The following is a 22,493-nucleotide window of genomic DNA, read 5'->3' as shown; positions in this document are numbered from 1 at the left end:
AAGAGGTCGCGCTCAGCAGTTGACCGGTGTCTCGGTCAATGGCGGCACATCTTGCGTGCTGAGCGTGGCAAGGGTGAAGTCGCACATCCGCTTCACGAAAGCCTGCGCGTCGCCGAAGGGATAGAAGGGGAAGGTGATCAGCAGCGAGATCGTGCCATGGCCGACCGCCCACAGCATGGTGGCGATGGCGCGCGGATCGCCACGCAATTTGCCGGCGGCGACGCAGGCCTCGACCCTGCTGATCAGCACCTTCATCGCCGGGTTGCCTTCCTCCATGTCCTCGTAGCTCCTGCCTTCCGGCAGCTTGGTCTTTTCGGTCATGAAGACAGTGCGGTATTCGTTGGGATTGCCGAGCCCGAAGGCGGCATATTCGGTCATCACCGCCTGCAAGGCCTCGATCGGATCGTCGGACGGGTGCTCTTCGATGCGCCGCGCGAGCGTTTCGAATGCGTCCTCGGCCAGCGCGAAGAGGATGTCCTGCTTGTCGGCGAAGTAGGAATAGACCGACATCGGCGCATAGCCGACCCGCTTGGCCAGCTTGCGAATGGTGAGGCCTTCATAGCCTTCTTCCTGGACGAGCTTATGTGCGGCCGCGACAAGCTCCGAGCGCAGTTCGGCCTTTTGTTTCTCGCGGCGTTTCTGGACGCTCAGCGGCAAGTCCGTTGCCCTTGTCTGGTTGGTGCCTTGGCTAAATTATATACGCTGTACGGAAACGAACAAGGGCGCCGCGGGTTCCCAAGCGGCAGGCGTCGGAAGCGACCCATGACGTCCCCCTTACGACTGCTTTTCGATCAGTTCGGCAGCGAGGTGCGAGAGCAGTTTCACCGCCTCGCCATAGGTTTTGGCCTTCTCCGGATTGGAAGCATTGCCGTCGAGCGCCCGCTTGTAGACACCCTGGCAGATTGCCGCCAGCCGGAAGAAGGAGAAGGCGAGGAAGAATGTCCAGTTGCCGATGCCGGTCAGCCCACGTCGGCGGCAATAGGCGGCGACATAGTCTTCCTCGCTGGGCAGGCCGAGTGCCGAGCGATCGATGCCGCCAAGGCCGCGAAAGCCGGATGCGTGCGGCAGACGCCATTGCATGCATTGATAGGCGATGTCGGCGAAGGGGTGGCCTGATGTCGACAATTCCCAGTCGAGTACCGCCAGTACCCTCGGCTGGTCCGGCGCGAAGATCACGTTGTCCAGCCGATAGTCGCCATGCACCAGCGAGACCCTGACGTCATCGGTCGGCATATGGGTGTCCAGCCAGGCAATCAGTTGATCCATGTCGGCAATGGTGCCGGTTTCGGAGGCACGGTACTGGCTGGTCCAGCGTGCCAGCTGCCGCTCGAAGTAATTGCCGGGGCGGCCGAAATCGCTGAGACCCACCGCCTCGACATCGACATCGTGCAGGGCAGCAAGCGTGGCGTTCATGGCATCGTAGATCGCGGCGCGCTCATCGTTGTCGCGGGCCTCAGGCAGTGCCGGATCCCAGAACATGCGGCCATCGAGGAAACCCATAATGTAGAACATGCGACCGATCGGCGAGCCCTCGGCCGACAGATGCAGCATTTTGGGCACCGGCACGGCGGTGCCCGAAAGCGCCTCCATCACCCGGAATTCGCGGTCGACCTGGTGCGCCGATTTCAAGAGTTGGCCTGGCGGCTTGGCGCGCAGCACGTAACGGCCGCTTGCCGCCGTCAGGAGATAGGTCGGGTTGGATTGGCCGGATTTGAATTTTTCGATTGCCGCGAGCCCGGAAAAGCCCGGGATGTGCGTCTCGAGGTAAGGCGCAAGCGCCGCCTGGTCGAGCGCGTTCGGGTCGCTCATACCGTCTCGGGCTGACGTTCAAGCAAGGTCAGCGTCAGCCAGCGGGCGGTCAGCGCCGGCTTTTTGGAACCTTCGATCTCGATGGTCACGTCATGCGCCGTCTGCACCCAGCCCGATGGCCTGACCTTGACGTCGGCCAGCACGAAATGGGTGCGGATGCGCGCGCCAGTCTTCACCGGCGCCAGGAAGCGCAGCGAATCGAAGCCATGGTTGACGCCCATCTTGCCGTTTTCCAGCGGCGGCATGGTCTCGAACGTCATCGCCGACAACAGCGACAGCGACAGGAAGCCGTGCGCGATGGTGCCACCGAACGGCGTTTCGCGCTTGGCCCGCTCCGGATCGCAGTGGATGAACTGGTGATCGTCGGTGGCGTCGGCGAACTGGTCGATCATGCGTTGCGTGACCACGCGCCAGGGCGAAACGCCGACCTCCTTGCCGACACTGGCCAGAAGCACATCGAGACTGATCGGTTCCACGCTCATGTCCTCCTGTTTCACTCCCGGCTTCTGCGGCCGGAAAATGTCATTCCTTGAATAAGGTCAACCCATGCTGCACCGACTGCCCGCCGTCGATCGGCAGGATGGCGCCGGTGACATAGCTGCCTGCACGGCTGCACAAATAGAGCGTTGCGCCGGCAATGTCATCCGGCGTGCCGATGCGGCCGATCGGGACATGGCTTCCGACATGCCTGGCCTGTTCGTCCGTGCCGGTGGCGAATGCGGTCATGCGGCTCTGGAATGGGCCTGGTGCGAAGGCGTTGACGGTGATGCGGCGGCCAGCGAATTCGAACGCCAGCGTGCGTGTCAGATGATGCACGGCGGCCTTGGAGGCGGTGTAGGAATAGGCATCGTCGGCCAGCGGCTGCATGCCCATCACCGATCCCAGATTGATCACCCGGGCCGGATCGGCGTCGCTTGCGGCAGCATCAAGCAGCGGCAGCAATTCGCGTGTCAGATGGAAGACCGCGGTGACATTGACGCCGAACACCTTGGCCCAGGCGTGATAGGGAAAGCTCTCCAGCGGCGCGCCCCAGGACACGCCGGCATTGTTGACCAGAATATGCAGTCTTTCGGTCCGTGCCTTGACCTCACCGACCAGGGCGGCAATGCCAGCCTCGCTGGAAACGTCGGCGGCAAAGCCCTCCGCCCGGCCCGGGGCGCCAAGTCCGTTCAACTCGCTGGCGACCTTGATGCAGTCCTCGCCCTTGCGCGAGGCGATCATGACGCTAGCGCCGGCCTTGACCAGCGCGGTTGCCGCCATGCGGCCGATGCCGGTCGCCGCTCCCGTCACCAGCGCGGTCTTGCCGGCAACCGAAAACAGCTCATCCAGATAGCTCATCCAAATTCTCCGCGCCTTCGCCCGCCGGCAAACAGTTCGCGTTGACAAGGCTATCCGAAGTACGGTCATCCTTGCCACGGATAAAATGCCCGGCCTGCATGAAGGGTTAGCGACCGATGACGCAGATGAATCTCGGCATGACCGTGCGGCTGAAGCCGATCCACGCACGCGTCGCGGCCATGGTGCGCGACGAGATCATGCCGCTCGACAAGGAGTTTCTGGGCGAAGTCGGCAAGGCCGGCGACCGCTGGGTCTACAGCAAACGCCAGAGCGAGATCCTCGAAGGGCTGAAGAAGACCGCACGGGAGCGCGGCCTGTGGAACTTCTGGTTGACCGGCTCGGAACGTGGCTACGGCCTGTCCACTGTCGAATACGCCTATCTGGCCGAGGAGATGGGCAAGGCGCATCTCGGCGCCGAAACATTCAACTGCTCGGCACCGGACACCGGCAATATGGAGGTTCTGGAACGCTACGGGTCGGCCGAGCACAAACGGGAATGGCTCGAGCCGTTGCTGGACGGAAAAATCCGCTCGGCCTATCTGATGACGGAGCCGGATGTCGCCTCCTCTGACGCCACCAACATTTCCATGCGCTGCGAGCGGCAGGGCAGCGACTACGTGCTCGACGGCGAGAAATGGTGGGCGTCGGGCGCCGGCGATCCGCGCTGCGCCATCTACATCGTCATGGTGCGGACCGGCGGCGATGACGAGCCGCAGCACCGCCGCCACTCGATGGTCCTGGTACCCTCGGCCACGAAGGGCGTGACCAAGGTCCGTCCGATGCAGGTCTATGGCGACGATGACGCGCCGCATGGCCACATGCATCTTCGCTTCGACAATGTGCTGATATCAGCGTCGAACCTGATCCTGGGCGAGGGCAGGGGTTTCGAGATCGCGCAAGGCCGGCTCGGCCCCGGCCGCATCCATCACTGCATGCGCGCCATCGGGCAGGCCGAGATGGCGCTGGAGATGCTGTGCCAGCGTTCAGTGCGCCGCGACGCCTTCGGCCAGAAGCTGGCGAAGCTTGGCGCCAATTTCGACATCATCGCCGAATGCCGCATGGAGATCGAGATGGCCCGCCTGCTCTGCCTCAAGGCGGCATGGATGATCGACCAGGGCGACGCGCGGGCCGCCGCTCCCTGGATCAGCCAGATCAAGGTCGTCGCGCCACGCGTGGCGCTCAAGGTCACCGACGAGGCGGTGCAGATGTTCGGCGCCCAGGGGATTAGCCAGGATACGCCACTGGCGCGCTCGTGGACGCATCTGAGGACGCTGCGCCTCGCCGACGGGCCTGACGCAGTCCATCGCCGCCAGGTGGCGCGTACGGAGTTGAAGAAGTACACGCAGGAGAAGCTCTGAGCGGCAGTTCGGCTGGCCACATACGGGTTTTCCCGCGGCAACCAAGGAGTGTCAGTGATGACCATCCCCTCCGAAATGAAGGCGCTGCTCTTGATCGGTGACGGCTATACCAGGACGCCGAGCGGCAGTGCGCTCGAGGCGATTGAGCCCTATCTCGAGCCGGGCAGCATCGCCGTGCCTGCGCCCGGACCGAGCCAGGTGCTGATCAAGGTCAGCCTGGCTTCGATCAATCCATCGGATGTCGCCTTCATCAAGGGCCAGTATGGCCAGCCTCGCGCCAAAGGTCGGCCGGCCGGCTTCGAGGGCGTCGGCACGGTCGTCGCGGCTGGCGAGGAGGCCTATCCCAAAAGCCTCGTCGGCAAGCGTGTCGCTTTCGCCACCGGTCTCAGCAATTGGGGCTCGTGGGCCGAATATGCCGTCGCCGAGGCGGCGGCCTGCATTCCGTTGCTCGATACGGTGCGCGACGAGGACGGCGCCGCGATGATCGTCAATCCGCTGACCGCGATCGCCATGTTCGACATCGTCAAACAGGAAGGCGAGAAGGCCTTCGTCATGACCGCCGGCGCCAGCCAGCTCTGCAAGCTGATCATCGGCCTTGCCAGCGAGGAAGGGGTCCGGCCTGTTGTCACCGTGCGCCGCGACGAGCAGATCGCCATGCTTAAAGAGCTTGGCGCGGCGCATGTCCTCAACGAGAAGGCACCGGATTTCGAGGCCACGCTGCGCGAGGTGATGAAGGCCGAACAGCCGCGCATCTTCCTCGATGCTGTCACGGGCCCGCTGGCTTCAGCCATCTTCAATGCAATGCCGAAACGGGCGCGCTGGATCATCTACGGCCGGCTCGATCCCGAGGCCACGGTCATCCGCGAACCCGGCCAACTGATCTTCCAGCACAAGCACATCGAGGGCTTCTGGCTGAGCGAATGGATGCGGCAATTCAAAGATCGGCGTGGTCCGGCGATCCTCGAGGCGCAGAAGCGTTTTTCCGATGGACGCTGGTCGACCGACGTGACGGCGGTCATTCCGCTGGCCGAGGCAATGGCACGCGTGCCGGCGGAACTGGCCAAGCCCAACGGCAAGGTGTTCATTCGGCCTTAAAGCGGTGACCTTGCTCTCGACGCTCGACACAATCACGTGTCCGGCGCTATCGGAACGGCCGGATCGTAGCTTGCGCCATTGAGCCCCCTATGCCTGGTCGCTTTGTCCGTGATATGCCGCCGCCATCGAATGCCGGGACGACGCCAGGCTGAGGCGCCTTCCGCGATGGCGTGCGGGGTGTGTTGATGACGATTTCCAAGCCGGTTTTCGACCGTTTGGGGCTGGGTATGTGGGTCGGGGCGTTCCTGGTCGTTCTCGGCCTGGTGCTATGGTCGCCCCACACGCGCACGGTGATGCAGGCCTACGGATATGGCAGCGAGGCATTCCTCAGCGGTCAGCCGCTGTACAATCTCCAGTCGGAGATGGGCTATCTCTACGCGCCGGCCTTTGCCGCACTCTACATTCCGGTGCTGAAGCTTGGACCGTATCTGGGCGGCGTGGTGTGGCATGCGGTGGGCTTCGCGGCGCTCACCTTCGCGGCGATGCGGCAAGTGCGCAAAATAGGCGGCGGGGAATTGCCGTGGCTGCTTTCCTTCGGGCTCTTCCTTGCCCTGCCGATGGCGCTGGGTGCGATCCGCAACGGCCAGGCGACGATCCTCTTGACCGCCGCCTGCTGGCTCCTGACCCTGTCGGCGCTCGAAGGGCGGCGCGCCGAGACCTTCTTCTGGGCTTCGGTCGCCATCATTGCCAAACCGACCGCCATCATCATGCTTTTGCTGGTGGGAGCCCTGCGCCTGCGGCTGATACCCGTGCTCGTGCTGGCGGTGCTGTTCGTGCTCGCCATACCGTATGCCTTCGCACCTGCCGGCTATCTCAACGCGCAGTACGGTGATTTCGCCCGCATGCTGACCTCGATGGCCGTCGACCAGTCCGGCCACTTTGTCCCCACCGACTTCACGGCGCCTTTCACCTCGGCGGGAGTGCCCATGCCTGAATTCGCCGCCACGATCGTGCGCGTCGTCGTGGCACTGCTTACGCTATCGATCGTCCTCTGGTTCGACCGCAAGCTCCAGCCTGGGATGGCCGGACTGGCGATCTTCCTGACGGCCGCCTTCTACATGTGCGTCTTCAATCCGCGCGTCGAGCCAAATACCTATGCCATGATCGCCGTGCCTGCCGGTCTCGCTATCGCCACACTGTGGCGGGAGGAGCGTGGTGGCGTCTTGGCTTCGGTGCTGTCGACGGTATTGTTCCTCACAGGTTTGACCAGCGTCGAGCGCCACATGCATAATTTCTTCTACCCTTGGTTCCGGCCGCTCGCGGTCACCTTCATCGCCTGTTCGCTGATCTGGTGGTTCTGGGCCAGAGCGCGCGACAAGGCGGTGAATGTCGGACCCGTTGCACATGGCTGAGTCGCGGCAGAAACTCGATATCGTAGCGCCCTTCTTCAACGAGGCGCAGTCGGCGTCGGCCTTTGCCGGGCTGCTCGAGAGGCTCGAGGAAGCGGTATCAAGCCGTTTCGGCATGGCCGTCCATAAGATCCTGATCGACGATGGCAGTCGCGACGATGGCGCCGAGCGGTTTTCGCTGGCGCTGTCGGGTTCCTGGGAGGTCGTGCGGCTCAGCCGCAATTTCGGCAAGGAGGTCGCGGTGCTCGCCGGCCTCGACCATTCGCGCGGCGACATGGTGCTGATCATGGACTCCGACCTTCAGCATTCCATGGATGTCAGCCTGCAGATGATTGCCGAGTTGGTGGAACACCCCGATATCGACGTCGTCTACGCCCAGAACGACCGGCGCGAGGCCAGTTGGCGGCGCAGCCAGCTGGCGAAGCTGTTCTATAGCCTGATCAACAGCAGCCAGCGTTTCGATATCCCCGAGAATGCGGGAGACTTTCGCGTCATGCGCGGTACCGTGGCGCGCGCGCTGACCAGCCTGCGCGACAAGCGGCGCTTCAACAAGGGCCTGTTCGCCTGGGCCGGCTTCCGCCAGAAAGCCATACCCTATTCGCCGGAGAACCGTGCCATCGGCACATCGAAATGGAGCCGGCTCAACCTGATCGCCTTTTCGCTGGAAGGCTTTACGTCGTTTTCCGTCATCCCGCTGCGCATCATCAGTCTGAGCGGCATGCTGGCGGCGCTGGCGGGCGTCGTTTACGGCGCCAAGGTGTTCTTCGAAGTGATGTTCTACGGCATTGCAGTGCCTGGCTATCCCAGCCTGATGGTCGCCGTCGTCCTGCTCGGTGGCCTCAACCTCACCCTCCTTGGCTTGATCGGCGAATATGTCTGGGTCACGCTGTCGGAGAGCAAGGACCGTCCGGTGTATATCGTGCGCGATGTCGTGCGCAGCGACGTTTCGGACGGCGCCCCGGGCGCGTCCCGCGGATGACGCGGCGCATTCGCCTGATCGCCGATGACTACGGCCTGGCGCCAGGGGTTTGCGCCGGGATTCTCGACCTGCTCGACCGGCGACGCCTGACCGGCACCAGCTGCATGACCGGTTTTCCGGAATGGGCTGGGGCGGCGGCGCGTATAAGGCCACTGTGCGGCCACGCGGCGATCGGACTGCACCTGACCCTTACGGACCAGCCAGCCGTCACGGGCAAATCGAGCCTGGCGCCTGAGGGCCGGCTGCCGCCGCTTCGTTCGCTGGCCCTGCCGGTCTTGCGCGGCCGGATCGACGGGCGCGACGTCCATGCCGAACTCGGCGCGCAGTACAGTCGTTTCGTCGAGGCGCTGGGCCGCAAGCCCGACTTCATCGACGGACATCAGCACGTGCATTTCCTGCCCGTCGTGCGCGGATGGCTGCGGGCGCATTTTCGCGAAGCTGCCGACAGGCCGGTGTTGCGCGGCGCTCCCGCGCTGGGCGATGCCGCCGTACCGAAGATCGCGGCAATCGCTGCCGTGGCCGCCGGCTTCAACCAATCGATGCAACGCGCCGGCTTTGCCGTTTGGAAGCCGCTCGCCGGCATCTATGACTGGCGGCAACCCGAAAAATTTGCCCCATTGCTGGAGGCTGCGGTCGAAGCGCTGCCGGACCATGGATTGTTCATGTGCCACCCCGGCCATGTCGACGAAACACTGTGCGCGCGCGACCCGATGCAAGGCGTGCGCGAAGTGGAACTTGGGGTTCTGGCCTCGGATGCGTTCGGCGCGCGCCTGGCCCGCGCCGGTGTCGAGATCATGGACGGCATGGGATGAGCGGCGGCAAACAGCCCCAGCGTTCGACCGGCAGCAAGATCATCCGTTTTGCGCTTGTCGGACTGGCGAACACGGCCATCGATCTTGCCGGCTTTTCCCTGCTGCTCAAGCTGCATGTCCCGCCGCTGTCCGCCAATGTCGTCTCGTGGTCGATCGCCGTGATCTTCTCTTTCGTGGCGAATGGCTTCTGGTCGTTCGAGCGCAATCATGCCATCCGGCTGCATGACGCCTTCCTGCGGTTCGTCACGGCTGGGGCGTTGATTTCGCTCGGCGTTTCCAGCCTGTCGATCGCACTCTTCGCCGGTATCACCGGTGTGTGGCCGGCAAAGATCGGCGGCGTCATCGTAGCGGCTGTGTTGAACTTCCTTGCCGCCCGCTGGTCGATCGAAGGCCGGCTGCTGAAATAACTATCTCTATTGCGCCGGTTCCACATTGGTGTAGGCGGCTTCCTCGAGTTCGCGCTTCAGCCGTGCTTCCTCGTGGGTCTTCGGGGTGACGAAGCGGCCAAGCAGGAGGTAGGCGACCGGTGTCAGGAACAGCGTCGAGACGGTGGCCAAGCCAAGCCCGCCGACTATGACCCAGCCGAGCGCCACGCGCGCCTCGGCGCCCGCGCCGGCGGCCAGCACAAGCGGCACACCGCCGAGGATTGTGCAGATCATCGTCATCATCACCGGCCGCAGTCGGATGGTGGAGGCCTGCTCGATCGCTTCGCGCACGCCCATGCCGCGGTCGCGCAGCTGGTTGGCGAATTCGACGATCAGGATGCCGTTCTTGGCCATGACGCCGACCAGAAGCACCAGGCCGATCTGGCTGTAGGCGTTGAGGCTGGTGCCCGAGAGCAGCAAGGCGAAAATGGCGCAGGCAAGGCCGAGCGGCACCGTCGCCATGATGATGACGGCGCTAACGAAACTCTCGAACTGGGCGGCCAGCACCAAGAGGATGATGACCAGCGCGAAGCCGAAGATGGTGACCATGGCGCTGTTGGTTTCGCCCAAAGTCGCGGCTTCGGCCAGCGGCAGGATGCGGCTGCCGGGCGGCAGAAGCGGCGCGGCGATCTCCTGCGCGCGTGTCAGCGCATCGCCAAGCGCGAAATTGCCTGAGAGGTTCGAGGTAATCGCCACCGAAGGCTGCTGCTGTTCGCGCGAGAGCGACGGCGGCACGGCGCGCTCGGTCAGCGTGGCGATGGTCGACATCGGCACGAAGCGGCCATCCGCCGTCTTGAGGAAGACATTTTCCAGATCGGTCGGGTCGTTGATCGGGTTGGTGGTCGAGACCAGCTTCACCCCATAGCTACGGTCGGCGATGTAAACATCGACGACGTCGTTGCCGTCGAGCATGGCTTGCATGGTGTTGGCGAGCCCGGTGATGTCGATGCCGAGATCGGAAGCGCGCTCGCGGTCGATGGCCACGGCGAGCTGCGGCTGCGTCGGGTCGATCGACAGGCGCGGCGTCTGGAAACGCTGATCCTTCTGCATTTCGGCGATGATCTTGACCGCCGCGTCGCCAAGCGCCTTGCGGTCGTTGCCGACCAGCGCGAATTGGAGGCCATTGCCGGCGCCGCGGATGCCGAGGCTGTTGGGTTGGACCGGGAAGATGCGCACGCTGGGCACCTGCCTGGTCAACTGGCTGATCTCGGCCATGATCTCCTGCTGGCTGCGGCTGCGCTCGTCCCACGGCGCCAGCGTCATCACCATGAAACCGGAATTGTAGGAGCCGTTCTGGCCGGCGTTTTCGAAGGTCGAGCGGATCTCGCCGGAATCGCGCATGGGCTGGATCAGGCGCTCGATCCTCTGCATCTGCTGCGTCGTATAGTCGAGGCTGACGCCTTGCGGGGCGTTGATGCGCAACAGCACGGCGGCGCGGTCCTCGGTTGGCGTCAGCTCCTGGCGGATGGTGCCGAACAGCGCAAACGCGATGCCGGCAAACAGAACCGCGACCAGAACCACGATCCACGGCGCGTCGAGACATGCATGGAGGGCACGCTTGTAGCCGGCATTCAGGACGCCGCCGATGCGCGCGCCAATGCCATGGCCGCCTTCGTGGTGTAGCGACGCGCTGGTCAGCATGCGTGAGGCAAGCATTGGACAAAGCGTCAGCGCCACCACGCAGGACAAAAGCACCGACATCGCAAGCACGAAGCCGAATTCGCGGAACAGGCCGCCGGTCTGGCCCGGCAGGAACGAGATCGGCACGAAGACGGCGACCAGCGTCAGCGTCGTGGCGACGACGGCGAAGAAAACCTCCTGCGCCCCGAGCACGGCGGCCGCGCGCGGGCCCATGCCTTCGTTACGCCGTCGCACGATGTTTTCCAGCACCACGATGGCGTCATCGACGACAAGGCCGGTGGCCAGCACCAAAGCGAGCAGCGTCAGGATGTTGACGGAGAAGCCGGCCAGATAGATGGCGGCTATGGTGCCAATCATGGCGACCGGCATCGATAGGCCCGGGATGAGCGTGGCGCGCCAGTCGAGCAGGAAGACATAAATCACGATCAGCACCATGGTGACCGACAGGCCAAGCGCGATCTCGACCTCGTGCACCGCACCCTTGACGAAGACAGCGTCGTCGCTGGTGATCTTGATCGACATGCCCTTGGGCAGGTTCTCCTGCAGCTTGGCGACGGCGGCCTGGACGCCGGTCGAAATGTCCAGCGTGTTCGATTCCGCCTGCCGGATGATGCCGATGCCGATGCCGGTCTTGCCGTCCGAACGCAGCGTCGTCTGGCCGACATCGGGGCCTAGCGTGACGGTCGCGACATCGCGGATGCGCGTCGTGCCGCCGATGATGATGTTCTCGAATTCCTCAGGCGTCGTCACGTCGGCCGTGGTGCGGACGATCAGGTCCTGGTTTGTCGTGGTGATCGACCCGGCCGGGGAATCGAAGGCGACGGAGGCAAGCGCCGCCCTGAGGTCGGCGACCGTGAAGCCAAGGCTGGCCAGCTTGTTCTGGTCGACATCGATGCGGAAGATCTTGTCGCGGTCGCCATAGACCTGGACGTCGGCGACACCAGGCACGGCGGCCAGTTCGTCCTCGATCTGGTCCTGGACCACCACCGTCATGTCCTGGATCGACATGGTATCGGAGGTCACCGCCAGCCGCATCACCGCGTCGGAATTGGCGTCGGCCTTGACGATGCGCGGCGGATCGGCCGTGTCCGGCATCTGGTTGGCGACGCGGCCGACCGCGTCACGCACGTCCGAGGCGGCGACGTTGAGATCGACACCGTCGTTGAACTCGATGGTGACACGGCTCGAGCCGAAGGAGGAGGAAGACGAGATCGACTTGACGCCGGAGACGCGGGCGACTGCACCCTCGATCGTGTCGGTCAATTCGCGGTCGACGGTTTCGGCGGCGGCCCCTTCGAAGGTGGTGGAGACCGTGACGACGGCACGGTCGACGTCGGGCAATTCGCGGATCTCGACACCGTAGAAGGCAGCGAGGCCGGCAACGGCAATAAGGGTGTTCAGCACGAAGGCCATGACCGGCCTGCGGATGAACAGCGCGGTGAAGCCGGTGTCGCTGGAGGCGTTGGCGGGACCGGTCATGAGCCTTCCGCGGCGTTGGCGGCGCGCTGGTCCTGGCCGGCGATGCGAACCTCGCCGCCTTCGCTGACACTTTGGGTGCCTTCGGTGACCACCATGTCGCCGCTGTCGATCTTCGCGTCGATCAATACGGTCTCGGTGTTGCGCTGGATGATGCGAACCGGCAACCGCCTGGCCTTGCCGTCCTCGATCTGCCAGACATAGGCGCCCTCCGATCCCCACAGGATCGCCAGCGGGCTGACGGCCGGATAGGTCTGGCCGGGGAATTTCATGGTGATGGAGAACGACATGCCGGCGCGCAGCGAATCGGCCGGGTTGGCGATCTTGGCCTTGACCAGCAGGGTGCGGCTCTTTTCATCGATGTGGTTGTCGATCGCCGACACCGTCCCGGTATAGGCCTTGCTCGGATTGGCGATCGGCGTCGCCGTCAATTGCGCGCCGACCTTGACAGCGGCGGCGAAGCGCTCGGGCACCTGGAAATCGACCAGGATCGAGGAGCGGTCGTCAAGCGTGGCGATCGCCGACTGGTTGGTCACATAGTTGCCGGCCGAGATCGGCAGGATGCCGACGGTACCGGCGATAGGCGCCAGGATCGAGCGGCGCTGCAGCGCAAGCTCGGCATCCTGAAGCGCCAGCTTGGCGCCGGCCAGCACCACTTCGGCATCGGCGACCGCGACCGGCGTCGCGGCGTTCGAGGCACGCAACGACTTGACGCGGTCGAGCTTGGACCGGGCATCCTGCAAAGCGAGCTTGGCCCGGTTCTGGGCGATGATCTCCGTCTCGGAATCGAGCGTGGCGATGATCTGCCCTTTGTCGACATGGCTGCCGGATTCGACCAGCAGTTCGGCAAGGCGGCCGGAACTATAGGGATTGACGGTCACCGAGGCGTTGGCGCGGCCGGTGCCGATCGCCTGCAGGCGGTCGTTGATCGTGGCCATGCTGGCTGGCGACGCGACGATAGTGGCAATCCGGGTGCGCTCCGTCTGCCGGGCGCCAGCCGCTGCGGTGTCCTTTGCTGAAGGCGTCGCGCCATACGCCCAGTCCATCCCCCAGCGTGCCAGCACTTCGGGAGCGCCGGGGTAGAAACGCGCCCACGCAACCACGGCGGCGGCCACGATCACAAATGCAAGGACAATCTGTTTCCAGCTCGACATCGATGCTCCAGCGGCAACAATCGTCCGCTGGGTTCCAGGTGGAAGCGGATGCAGCGACGATGCGGGCTGGCGGCAACAACCGGCCACGCCACACCCCGATATCATCGGTTTATGGCAATTATCACGCAATCGTGCACATTAAATCTCGGTAACGTGAATTCGGGACGCCGTAGTGGAGCCGATGCGATGCCGCGGGGAATCTGCTTATCGCAGGCCTTCCATCTCGCGGATGCGCCGGGCGCCGTCGGCCTCGAGCTGCCTTGTGACGGCGCCGATCAGGGTTTCGGCGACGACGAAGAGCGCCGCCGAGGAATCCCATGCGGAAGGCACGGCGGTTCGCCCGGCGATGACATGGCGGGCAAAGCGGGCGATCGGCGACAGCCACTGATCGGTGAACAGCACGATCTGCACGCCGCGCTGATGCGCCTTCTCGGCAAAGCGGAGGAGGCTGTCCTGGTAGCGCCTGATGTCGAAGATCACCAGCACGTCGCGCTTGCCCATGTCGATCAGCCTGTCGCGCCACATGCTCTCCTGGCCGGCGAGGTGAAAGACATCGGGCTGGATGACGGCCAGATGGGCTGCCATGTAGCGCGCCAGCGGATCGGTGAAGCGGCCGCCGATGAGGAAGGTCTTGCCGCGCCGCTCGGCCAGCCTGGTGGCAATGTCGGCAAGCTGCCTGTCGGACAGATGCCTGAAGGTCTCGCGCATGTTGTCGAGCGTCGCTTCCAGCATGGGCGACACCGTGCCGCCATTGGGCGAGGGCGGATTGAGCGTTCGTATCGCCGGCGACTGCAATTGCGCCGCCAGTTCGTCCTGCAGGCTCGACTGGAACTCGGGATAGTTCTGGAAGCCGAGCCGGGCGACAAAACGCAGGATCGTCGGCGAGGAGACGCCGGCCGCGGATGAGAATTCGGCGACCGTCTTCAGGCCGATCATCGGATAGTTCGCGATCAGCGTCTGCGCCGCTCGCCGTTCGCCGGCGGGCATCGCGCCGATACGGTCGGCGATCAATTCGGCAATGTTGGAAATCATCTTTTCCCCACCCTGGCCCGTCGACGGTCTTTTCCCCAGATCGCATTTGACAAAGCCAAACAAACTGTATGAAATCATCCGTAGGGACGCAATGAGGCAAAATACGTAACATACGATACAGCGCTCCCCGGGGACGGCAGACTATGGAGAAAGCACGGCCCGCCAGCCTTGCATCGTCTGATACCGTGCGGGTGACGAACCCCGGCGGATCGAGCCCTTTCGTACTGACCTGCGACCACGCTTCCAATTTCCTGCCGACCGAATTCGGTACGCTCGGCCTCGCCGCCGAGGACCTGACGCGCCACATCGCCTGGGATCCCGGTGCGCTGCCGGTTGCGTCGCGGATGGCGCAGGCACTCGATGCCACGCTGGTCGAAACCCGGATTTCGCGATTGGTCGTCGACTGCAATCGGCCGCTCGACGCGCCGGACCTGGTGCCGCGGGTCAGCGAAACGACAGCCATACCGGGCAATACCGGCCTGTCCGAAAAGCAGCTCGCGGCGCGGGTGGCCCTGTCATGGCAGCCATTTCACAGCACGATCGATCGCATCGTCGAGGAGCGGCTGGCGCGCGGCCAGGAGACGCGGCTGGTCTCCGTCCATTCCTTCACGCCGGTCTACAAGTCCAAAAACCGGCCCTGGCACATCGGCATTATCCATGACGAGGATCGCCGCCTGGCGGCGCCGCTGATCGCGGCACTCAAGCGGCTTGCCGGCGTAACCGTCGGCGTCAACCAGCCCTATTCGCCGGCCGACCGCGTCTATTTCACGCTGGAACGGCACGCACGTTCGCGCGGCCTGCCCTGCGCGATGATCGAGATCCGCAACGACGAAATCTCCGGCGAGACCGGGCAGCGGAAATGGGCGGATCTGCTCACCGGCATTTTTTCGGATCTGGAGCCAGAGGAGGCCATGGGCTCCCGACAACGCGCAGTAGGAAAGTCAGTACTTTCGGCCAGCTAAGAAACAAAGGGGACTAACATGTCAGCGCAAGACTACACGGAAGTCGACAAGCACGAGGACCTAAAGGTTCTCCACGGAATGGGCTATGCCCAGGAATTGTCGCGAAGCATGAGTCGCTTCTCGAACTTCGCGATCTCGTTCTCGATCATCTGCATCCTTTCAGGCGGGATCAATTCCTTCGCCCAAGCCACGTCTTCGATCGGCGGTGCCGGTGCCGGCATCGGCTGGATCGTCGGTTGCGCCGTATCCGGTTTCTTTGCCCTCGCCATGGCACAGATCGCCTCGGCATTCCCGACAGCTGGCGGTCTTTATCACTGGGCCTCGATCCTTGGGAACCGCTTTACCGGCTGGCTGACCGCCTGGCTCAACCTGCTTGGCTTGATCACCGTGCTCGGCGCAATCAACATCGGCACCGCGTTCTTCTTCACCGGAACGTTCGGGAGCTGGTTCGGGATAACCGGGACTCCTGGAGAAATTGTCGGGTTCGTCGCTCTGATTACCGTGCTGCAGGCTTTGCTCAATCATTTCGGCATCAAGTTGACCGCCATGCTGACCGATGCTTCCGGCTTCATCATTCTCGCCACGACCGCGGTGTTGATCGTGGCCTGCCTTGTGTTTGCCCCGGCGATCGACGTCACGCGGCTGTGGACTTTCACCAATTACTCAGGTGACGCCGGCGGCGGCGTTTTCCCGCAGACCGACTCCATGAGCTATCTTTTCCTGCTTTGCCTGCTTTTGCCGGTCTACACCATCACCGGATATGATGCTTCGGCACATACGTCGGAAGAGACGCTGAAGGCTGCGCACTCGGTTCCGCGGGCGATCGTTTCGTCCGTGGTCTGGTCCTCGCTGATCGGCTGGGTGATGCTGTGTGCCATCGTTCTGGCGATCCCGGACCTGGCTGCGGGCGCCAAGCAGGGCTGGAACGTCTTTTTCGCCACCATGGACGCGATCTTGCCGGTCTGGTTGAAGGAACTGCTCTATCTGGGAATCCTGATCGCGCAGTTCCTCTGCGGTCTGGCCACGGTGACCTCGGCTTCGCGCATGCTTTTCGCCTTCTCTCGTGACGGCGGCATGCCGGTCGGCTCGGCCTCACTCGCCAAGGTCAATCCGACTTGGCGCACGCCGGTCAACGCCATCTGGACCGCTGCGATCCTCGAGATCATCTATGTCTTCCTTGCCCAGTTCATCTCGATCGGCGGCACGAATATCTATACCATCGTGGTCAACTCGACGCTGGTCTTCCTGTTCCTCTCCTTCATCATTCCGATCGTGCTCGGCATGATGGCTTTCGGAACGGCGAAGTGGCCGAGCCCCGGTCCATGGAATCTCGGCAGCGGCCTGTTCAAGCTGTTCTGCGCCCTGTCTGTCGTCGGCATGGCGATCATTTTCTACATTGCCGTCCAGCCGCCGAATGACAAGGTGCTCTACATCACCATCGGCTTTCTGTTGCTGACCGCTGTGCTCTGGTTCGGCTTCGAGAGCCGCCGCTTCCAAGGTCCGCCGATCGGTGACCAGATTGCCAAGCGCCAGGCGGCGATCAAAGCTGCCGAACAGGCGGTCGGCGAAACCGGCCACTGACATCCGCCATCATGGCCATGGCCGGCGTCGCGCCGGCCATGGTTTTGTTTCTCCCTTTCAACGACCAAGCACTGGAGCGCCAAAGGAATGGCCGGAAATTTCTCGTTCGATCAGTTGAAGAAAGCGGTCTCCAATGGCGAGATCGACACGGTGCTGGCCTGCATCGTCGACATGCAGGGCCGACTGGCGGGAAAACGGTTCCTGGCGCAATATTTCGTCGATTCCGCGCATGACGAGACGCATGGCTGCAATTATCTGCTGGCGGCCGACATCGATATGGAACCGGTGCCGGGTTACAAGGCGGCAAGCTGGTCGAAGGGCTATGGCGATTTCGTCATGAAGCCGGATCTGGCGACGCTGCGGCGCATTCCCTGGCTGGAAAAAACGGCGCTGGTGATCTGCGACGTGCTCGACCACCACACCCATGACGACCTGCCGCATTCGCCGCGCGCCATCCTGAAGAAGCAGGTCAAGCGGCTGAGCGAGCGCGGCTATATCGGCTATTTCGCTTCCGAGCTCGAATTCTATCTGTTCAACGAGAGCTACGATTCCGCCCGCAAGAAGCACTGGCAAGGTCTCGACACCGCTTCGCCCTACATCGGTGACTACCAGATCGGCATCACCACCAAGGAAGAAGGCGTCATGCGCCGGCTTCGCAACGAGATGGAAGCGGCCGGCATTCCGATCGAGAATTCCAAGGGCGAGTGGGGTCCGGGCCAGGAAGAGATCAATGTGCGCTATGCCGAAGCGCTCGACATGGCCGACCGCCACGTCATCCTGAAGAACGGCGCCAAGGAAATCGCCGAGTCCGAAGGCAAGGCGATCTCCTTCATGTCGAAGTACAATTACGGGCTCGCCGGCAATTCCAGCCACATCCACAACTCGCTGTGGAGCGCCGACGGCAACACGCCGCTGTTCTTCGACAAGACGGCCAACTGGACCTTGTCGACGCTCGGCCAGCAATGGGCGGCCGGACAATTGAAATACGCCAAGGAATTCACCTGGTTCCTGGCGCCCTACATCAACTCCTACAAGCGCTTCCAGGCCGGCACCTTCGCGCCGACCAAGATCATGTGGAGCGAGGACAACCGCACCGCCGGCTTCCGCCTGTGCGGCGAGGGCACCAAGGGCATCCGCATGGAATGCCGCATCGGCGGCGCCGACCTCAATCCCTATCTCGCTTTCGCGGCGCTGATCGCGGCCGGCCTTGCCGGCATCGACGAGAAGCTGGAATTGCAGAAGCCTTTCGTCGGCGACGCCTATCAGGCTTCCCGTTTGCCGGAGATTCCGAAGACACTGCGCGATGCCACGGAGACGCTGGCCAAGTCGAAGATGCTGAAGCAGGCGCTCGGCGAGGATGTGCTCGAGCACTATGTCCACACGGCGAAGTGGGAACAGTTCGAATACGACCGCCGGATCACGGATTGGGAACTGCACAGAGGGTTCGAACGATATTAAACCAAGCCGCCGCTGCCCTCTCGGGCCATCGCTGGAATGGCGGCGGCGCCAATCAAGATTCATGAAGTGCGAGGACTGAACGAATGACCGAAACGGTCAAGTTAAAATCTCCCATCGACGGCTCGATCTACGCCGAGCGTCCGATCGCAACGGATCAGGCGATCAACGCCGCGGTCGAGCGCGCCAAAGCGGCGCAGGAGAAGTGGGCTGAGACGCCGATCGTCGAGCGCGGCAAGTACATGCTGGCGATGCTGGAAGCGCTGGTCGCGATGACCGACGAGATCGTGCCGGAGATTGCCTGGCAGATGGGGCGGCCGGTTCGCTATGGCGGCGAGTTCGGCGGCGTCAAGGAACGCACCAACTATATGGTCGAGATCGCTGAGCAGGCGCTCAAGTCGGTGCCGGCCTCCAACCCGAAGGACGGCTTCCGCCGCTATGTGAAGAAGGATCCGCTCGGCGTGGTCATGGTGATCGCGCCGTGGAACTATCCTTATCTCACCGCCGTCAACACCATCGTACCGGCGCTGATGGCCGGCAACGCCGTTATCCTGAAACATGCGGCGCAGACATTGCTGGTCGGCGAGCGCTTCCAGCAGGCCTTCGACAAGGCCGGCCTGCCTAAGGGCGTGTTCCAGAACGTGGTTCTCAACCACGCCCAGACCGAAAAACTGCTGGGTTCGGGCAAGATCGACCATGTCAATTTCACCGGCTCGGTCGGCGGCGGCCGCGCCATCGAAAAAGCGGCGGCAGGCACCTTCATGACGCTCGGCCTCGAGCTTGGCGGCAAGGATCCGGCCTATGTGCTGCCCGATGCCAAGATGGACCATACGGTCGCCAATCTGGTCGACGGCGCTTTCTTCAATTCCGGCCAGTGCTGCTGCGGCATCGAACGCATCTATGTGCACGAGAAGGTCTATGACGAGTTCGTCGAAGGCTTCATCGCCGAGACCAGGAACTATGTCGTCGGCAATCCGCTCGACCAGGCGACCACGATGGGGCCGATGGCGCAGGCGCGTTTCGCCGACCTGATCCGCGAGCAGAAGGCCGAAGCGCTTCGCAAGGGCGCTAAGGCCCATATCAACATGAAGGTGGCTAACGACGAGCCCGGCTCGCCCTACCTGGCGCCGGAGGTGTTGACCGGAGTCGACCACCAGATGAGCGTCATGCGCGAGGAAAGTTTTGGCCCGATCGTCGGCATCATGAAGGTGCGCAACGACGAAGAGGCGATCGCTTTGATGAACGACAGCGCCTATGGACTGACGGCCTCGATCTGGACGCGCGACACCGAGCATGCGGTGGCGATCGGCGACGCGGTCGAGACCGGCACGGTGTTCATGAACCGCTGCGACTATCTCGATCCGGCGCTGGTCTGGACCGGTGTCAAGGACACCGGCAAGGGCGCCGGGCTGTCGGCCATCGGCTATGACAATCTGACGAGGCCGAAGTCATTCCACCTGCGCGAAGCCATCTGATTTTTGAAAGACAAGCAATGTCCAAGCTCATCTCCAAATGGAACTACCCCACCACCGTCCGCTTCGGCGCCGGGCGCATCAAGGAATTGCCGGAGGTGCTCGCGGCCACCGGCATCAAGCGGCCGCTTTTCGTGACCGATCCGGGCCTGGCGAAACTGCCGGTCGTCGCCTCGACGCTCAGGATTCTCGATGAGGCCAAGGTGCCCTACGGCGTGTTCTCCGAGGTGAAGCCGAACCCGGTGGACTCCAACCTCACCGCCGGCATCGCGGTGTTCAAGAAGGGCAAGCATGACGGTGTCATCGCTTTCGGCGGCGGCTCGGCGCTCGACCTCGGCAAGCTGATCGCTTTTCAGGCCGGCCAGACGCGGCCGGTCTGGGATTTCGAGGACGTCGGCGACTGGTGGACGCGCGCCGACTCCGATGCGATCGCCCCGATCATCGCCGTGCCGACCACGGCAGGCACCGGCTCGGAGGTCGGTCGCGCCGGTGTCATCACCAATGAGGCGACCCATACCAAGAAGGTCATCTTCCATCCTAAACTTTTGCCGGCAATCGTCATTGCCGATCCGGAACTGTCGGTCGGCATGCCGGGCTTCATCACCGCCGGTACCGGCATGGACGCGCTCGCCCATTGCCTCGAAGCCTATTGCGCGCCGGGCTACCATCCCATGGCCGATGGCATTGCCGTGGAAGGCGTGCGCCTGGTATTCGAGAACCTGCCGAAGGCTTATGCCAACGGTGGGGACCTCGTCGCCCGCGCCCATATGATGAGTGCAGCCGCCATGGGTGCTGCCGCCTTTCAGAAGGGGCTGGGCGCCATCCACTCGCTGTCGCATCCGATCGGCGCGCTCTACGACACCCATCACGGTATGACCAATGCCGTGTTCATGCCTTACGTGCTGGCCTTCAACCGGGACTCCATCGAGGAGCGTATTGCCAGGCTTGCCGCCTATTGCGGCATCAAGGGCGGCTTCGACGGCTTCGCCAAGGCAATCATCAAGCTGCGCAAGGAATTGAAGGTGCCGCACGCGCTGCCGGGCCTGATCAAGGGGCTCGACATGGACAAGAAGCGCAAGGCGCTGATCGCCGACATGGCGGTGGTCGATCCGACTGCCGGCGGCAATCCCGTCAAGCTGACCAAGAAGGCGGCGCTGACACTGCTCGAAAACGCTATCGCCGGGACGGTCTGAGGCTGGTTCCGGGGTGCGGAAGTTGATCGGGAAACGAGGGGAAAGGAAAGGGGAAGGGGCAATATAGGGCGTATTAATGATTAGCCGGAAAATTAAGTGATGGCTAATTGCTACAGTCCGTTAAAAAGAGTTAACTTTTCACGCTGCGAGGCGCCGGTTTCACAAAGCTTTCATCTGGCTGTCACACGGAAACGATACCGCATCGCAGACGTCCAACGGCGTCAGTTCAATGGAGAGAACACATGTTCAAATTCACGGGGAAGGTGCTTTCCCTTTCGGCCGCGACCCTCATGGTGTCGTCGGTGATTTCGTCCGCTGCTTCGATGGACGATCTCATCAAGGCCGCGAAGGCCGAAGGCCAGCTCACCACGATCGCCTTGCCGCATGACTGGTGCGGCTACGGCGACGTCATCGCCGGCTTCAAGGCGAAATATCCGGAAATCACGGTCAACGAACTTAACCCCGACGCCGGTTCCGGCGATGAAGTCGAGGCGATCAAGGCCAACAAGGACAATAAGGGCCCGCAGGCTCCTGATGTCATCGACGTCGGCCTGTCCTTCGGCCCGACCGCCAAGGCCGATGGCCTGTTGATGCCTTACAAGGTGTCGACCTGGGACTCGATCCCGGACAGCGCCAAGGATGCCGATGGCGCCTGGTACGGCGATTATTACGGTGTGCTCGCCTTCGAGGTGAACAAGGATCTGGTCAAGGAAGCTCCAACCGACTGGGCCGACCTGCTGAAGCCGGAATTCGCCAACTCGGTCGCGCTTGCCGGTGATCCGCGCGCTTCGAACCAGGCCATCCAGGCCGTCTACGCCGCCGGCCTTTCCGGTGGTGCGGCAGCTGGTGAAGCCGCCGGCACCGCTGGCCTCGACTTCTTCAAGAAGCTCAACGCCGCCGGCAATTTCGTGCCGGTCATCGGCAAGACGGCGACGCTCGCCCAGGGCCAGACGCCGATCCTCGTCACCTGGGACTACAACGCGCTTTCGGGCCGCGACACGCTGAAGGGCAACCCGCCCGTCGACGTCATCGTGCCGAAGACCGGCGTTGTCGCCGGTGTCTACGTGCAGGCGATCAGCGCTTTCGCGCCGCATCCGAATGCAGCCAAGCTGTGGATGGAATACCTCTATTCGGACGAGGGGCAGATCGGCTGGCTGAAGGGCTATTGCCACCCGATCCGCTTCAACGATCTTGCCAAGAACGGCAAGGTCCCGGCTGATGTGCTGGCCAAGCTGCCGCCGGCGGAATCCTATGCCGCCGCCGCGTTCCCGACGCTCGACGAACAGGGCAAGGCCAAGGAAGCCATCACCAAGAACTGGGACGCTGTCGTCGGCGCCAACGTCAAGTAACTTGAAATCCACC

Annotated in this window: 19 protein-coding genes; 12 read left to right on the top strand and 7 right to left on the bottom strand. The window is 63.3% G+C overall.

All coding sequences use genetic code 11. The features are described 5' to 3' along the window. Positions 1-12: 12 nt before the first annotated feature. The 4 genes from O7A70_RS01660 to O7A70_RS01645 form a co-directional block, all read right to left on the bottom strand. Complete coding sequence (locus O7A70_RS01660; protein WP_027142975.1) at positions 13-657, bottom strand: TetR/AcrR family transcriptional regulator; 645 nt, start codon at positions 655-657, stop codon at positions 13-15. A gap of 117 nt (positions 658-774) precedes the next feature. Next, positions 775-1,809: a phosphotransferase family protein gene (locus tag O7A70_RS01655; protein WP_337138757.1), complete on the bottom strand. Its 1,035-nt coding sequence runs from the start codon at positions 1,807-1,809 to the stop codon at positions 775-777. Then, positions 1,806-2,291: a MaoC family dehydratase gene (locus O7A70_RS01650; protein ID WP_281405562.1), complete on the bottom strand. Its 486-nt coding sequence runs from the start codon at positions 2,289-2,291 to the stop codon at positions 1,806-1,808. Before O7A70_RS01650 ends, O7A70_RS01655 begins: the two co-directional genes overlap by 4 nt. A gap of 40 nt (positions 2,292-2,331) precedes the next feature. Next, positions 2,332-3,147 carry an SDR family oxidoreductase gene (locus tag O7A70_RS01645; protein ID WP_337138756.1) on the bottom strand — a complete coding sequence of 272 codons (816 nt, stop codon included), beginning with the start codon at positions 3,145-3,147 and terminating at the stop codon, positions 2,332-2,334. A 116-nt stretch (positions 3,148-3,263) separates the two neighbouring features. Here O7A70_RS01645 and O7A70_RS01640 point away from each other — a divergent pair, with 116 nt between their 5' ends. From O7A70_RS01640 to O7A70_RS01615, 6 genes are all read left to right on the top strand, one after another. Then, positions 3,264-4,505, top strand: coding sequence for an acyl-CoA dehydrogenase family protein (locus O7A70_RS01640; RefSeq protein ID WP_337138755.1), 1,242 nt, complete (start codon positions 3,264-3,266; stop codon positions 4,503-4,505). Between the two features lie 57 nt (positions 4,506-4,562). Continuing rightward, positions 4,563-5,600 (top strand): zinc-binding dehydrogenase, encoded by a 1,038-nt coding sequence (locus O7A70_RS01635; RefSeq protein ID WP_337138754.1) that lies wholly within the window; start codon positions 4,563-4,565, stop codon positions 5,598-5,600. Positions 5,601-5,785: 185 nt separating this feature from the next. Next, positions 5,786-6,952, top strand: a complete 1,167-nt coding sequence (locus O7A70_RS01630) for a glycosyltransferase family 87 protein (protein ID WP_337138753.1) — start codon at positions 5,786-5,788, stop codon at positions 6,950-6,952. Beyond that, on the top strand, positions 6,945-7,928 hold the full coding sequence (locus O7A70_RS01625) for a glycosyltransferase family 2 protein (RefSeq protein WP_337138752.1): 984 nt from the start codon (positions 6,945-6,947) through the stop codon (positions 7,926-7,928). Before O7A70_RS01630 ends, O7A70_RS01625 begins: the two co-directional genes overlap by 8 nt. After that, positions 7,925-8,740 carry a ChbG/HpnK family deacetylase gene (locus O7A70_RS01620; RefSeq protein ID WP_337138751.1) on the top strand — a complete coding sequence of 272 codons (816 nt, stop codon included), beginning with the start codon at positions 7,925-7,927 and terminating at the stop codon, positions 8,738-8,740. The genes O7A70_RS01625 and O7A70_RS01620 overlap by 4 nt, the downstream gene beginning before the upstream one ends. Next, the gene (locus tag O7A70_RS01615; protein WP_337138750.1) at positions 8,737-9,147 is read left to right on the top strand and encodes a GtrA family protein; all 411 of its coding nucleotides are present in this window, start codon (positions 8,737-8,739) and stop codon (positions 9,145-9,147) included. The genes O7A70_RS01620 and O7A70_RS01615 overlap by 4 nt, the downstream gene beginning before the upstream one ends. Positions 9,148-9,153: 6 nt before the next feature. Here the strand turns inward: O7A70_RS01615 and O7A70_RS01610 are convergent, their stop codons facing one another. The 3 genes from O7A70_RS01610 to O7A70_RS01600 form a co-directional block, all read right to left on the bottom strand. Continuing rightward, complete coding sequence (locus tag O7A70_RS01610; protein ID WP_337138749.1) at positions 9,154-12,285, bottom strand: efflux RND transporter permease subunit; 3,132 nt, start codon at positions 12,283-12,285, stop codon at positions 9,154-9,156. Continuing rightward, complete coding sequence (locus O7A70_RS01605; protein WP_337138748.1) at positions 12,282-13,436, bottom strand: efflux RND transporter periplasmic adaptor subunit; 1,155 nt, start codon at positions 13,434-13,436, stop codon at positions 12,282-12,284. The genes O7A70_RS01610 and O7A70_RS01605 overlap by 4 nt, the downstream gene beginning before the upstream one ends. 204 nt (positions 13,437-13,640) lie before the next feature. After that, positions 13,641-14,468, bottom strand: a complete 828-nt coding sequence (locus tag O7A70_RS01600) for a MurR/RpiR family transcriptional regulator (protein ID WP_337138747.1) — start codon at positions 14,466-14,468, stop codon at positions 13,641-13,643. A 143-nt stretch (positions 14,469-14,611) separates the two neighbouring features. Between O7A70_RS01600 and O7A70_RS01595 the strand changes: the two genes are divergently transcribed. The 6 genes from O7A70_RS01595 to O7A70_RS01570 all read left to right on the top strand — a co-directional run bounded on the left by O7A70_RS01595 (position 14,612) and on the right by O7A70_RS01570 (position 22,480). Next, positions 14,612-15,430, top strand: a complete 819-nt coding sequence (locus O7A70_RS01595; protein ID WP_337138746.1) for an N-formylglutamate amidohydrolase — start codon at positions 14,612-14,614, stop codon at positions 15,428-15,430. Between the two features lie 18 nt (positions 15,431-15,448). After that, positions 15,449-17,011: an amino acid permease gene (locus O7A70_RS01590; RefSeq protein ID WP_337105523.1), complete on the top strand. Its 1,563-nt coding sequence runs from the start codon at positions 15,449-15,451 to the stop codon at positions 17,009-17,011. An 87-nt stretch (positions 17,012-17,098) separates the two neighbouring features. Further along, positions 17,099-18,469, top strand: coding sequence for a glutamine synthetase family protein (locus O7A70_RS01585; protein WP_337138745.1), 1,371 nt, complete (start codon positions 17,099-17,101; stop codon positions 18,467-18,469). An 83-nt stretch (positions 18,470-18,552) separates the two neighbouring features. Further along, positions 18,553-19,941 carry an aldehyde dehydrogenase family protein gene (locus tag O7A70_RS01580; protein ID WP_337138744.1) on the top strand — a complete coding sequence of 463 codons (1,389 nt, stop codon included), beginning with the start codon at positions 18,553-18,555 and terminating at the stop codon, positions 19,939-19,941. 17 nt (positions 19,942-19,958) lie between these two features. Continuing rightward, the gene (locus O7A70_RS01575; RefSeq protein ID WP_027142958.1) at positions 19,959-21,131 is read left to right on the top strand and encodes an iron-containing alcohol dehydrogenase; all 1,173 of its coding nucleotides are present in this window, start codon (positions 19,959-19,961) and stop codon (positions 21,129-21,131) included. Positions 21,132-21,373: 242 nt separating this feature from the next. Beyond that, the gene (locus O7A70_RS01570; protein ID WP_027142957.1) at positions 21,374-22,480 is read left to right on the top strand and encodes an ABC transporter substrate-binding protein; all 1,107 of its coding nucleotides are present in this window, start codon (positions 21,374-21,376) and stop codon (positions 22,478-22,480) included. Positions 22,481-22,493: the final 13 nt, after the last annotated feature.

The organism is Mesorhizobium sp. Cs1299R1N1, from assembly GCF_037179655.1.
Classification (GTDB): Bacteria; Pseudomonadota; Alphaproteobacteria; order Rhizobiales; family Rhizobiaceae; genus Mesorhizobium; species Mesorhizobium salmacidum.
This window is presented reverse-complemented; position numbering and strand designations above follow the sequence as displayed.

Excerpts from the sequence above, each read along its gene's own strand:
- O7A70_RS01655 (WP_337138757.1), bottom strand. The coding sequence starts at position 1,809 with ATGAGCGACCCGAACGCGCTCGACCAGGCGGCGCTTGCGCCTTACCTC.
- O7A70_RS01650 (WP_281405562.1), bottom strand. The coding sequence starts at position 2,291 with ATGAGCGTGGAACCGATCAGTCTCGATGTGCTTCTGGCCAGTGTCGGC.
- O7A70_RS01645 (WP_337138756.1), bottom strand. The coding sequence starts at position 3,147 with ATGAGCTATCTGGATGAGCTGTTTTCGGTTGCCGGCAAGACCGCGCTG.
- O7A70_RS01640 (WP_337138755.1), top strand. The coding sequence starts at position 3,264 with ATGACGCAGATGAATCTCGGCATGACCGTGCGGCTGAAGCCGATCCAC.
- O7A70_RS01635 (WP_337138754.1), top strand. The coding sequence starts at position 4,563 with ATGACCATCCCCTCCGAAATGAAGGCGCTGCTCTTGATCGGTGACGGC.
- O7A70_RS01630 (WP_337138753.1), top strand. The coding sequence starts at position 5,786 with ATGACGATTTCCAAGCCGGTTTTCGACCGTTTGGGGCTGGGTATGTGG.
- O7A70_RS01625 (WP_337138752.1), top strand. The coding sequence starts at position 6,945 with ATGGCTGAGTCGCGGCAGAAACTCGATATCGTAGCGCCCTTCTTCAAC.
- O7A70_RS01620 (WP_337138751.1), top strand. The coding sequence starts at position 7,925 with ATGACGCGGCGCATTCGCCTGATCGCCGATGACTACGGCCTGGCGCCA.
- O7A70_RS01615 (WP_337138750.1), top strand. The coding sequence starts at position 8,737 with ATGAGCGGCGGCAAACAGCCCCAGCGTTCGACCGGCAGCAAGATCATC.
- O7A70_RS01610 (WP_337138749.1), bottom strand. The coding sequence starts at position 12,285 with ATGACCGGTCCCGCCAACGCCTCCAGCGACACCGGCTTCACCGCGCTG.
- O7A70_RS01605 (WP_337138748.1), bottom strand. The coding sequence starts at position 13,436 with ATGTCGAGCTGGAAACAGATTGTCCTTGCATTTGTGATCGTGGCCGCC.
- O7A70_RS01600 (WP_337138747.1), bottom strand. The coding sequence starts at position 14,468 with ATGATTTCCAACATTGCCGAATTGATCGCCGACCGTATCGGCGCGATG.
- O7A70_RS01595 (WP_337138746.1), top strand. The coding sequence starts at position 14,612 with ATGGAGAAAGCACGGCCCGCCAGCCTTGCATCGTCTGATACCGTGCGG.
- O7A70_RS01590 (WP_337105523.1), top strand. The coding sequence starts at position 15,449 with ATGTCAGCGCAAGACTACACGGAAGTCGACAAGCACGAGGACCTAAAG.
- O7A70_RS01585 (WP_337138745.1), top strand. The coding sequence starts at position 17,099 with ATGGCCGGAAATTTCTCGTTCGATCAGTTGAAGAAAGCGGTCTCCAAT.
- O7A70_RS01580 (WP_337138744.1), top strand. The coding sequence starts at position 18,553 with ATGACCGAAACGGTCAAGTTAAAATCTCCCATCGACGGCTCGATCTAC.
- O7A70_RS01575 (WP_027142958.1), top strand. The coding sequence starts at position 19,959 with ATGTCCAAGCTCATCTCCAAATGGAACTACCCCACCACCGTCCGCTTC.
- O7A70_RS01570 (WP_027142957.1), top strand. The coding sequence starts at position 21,374 with ATGTTCAAATTCACGGGGAAGGTGCTTTCCCTTTCGGCCGCGACCCTC.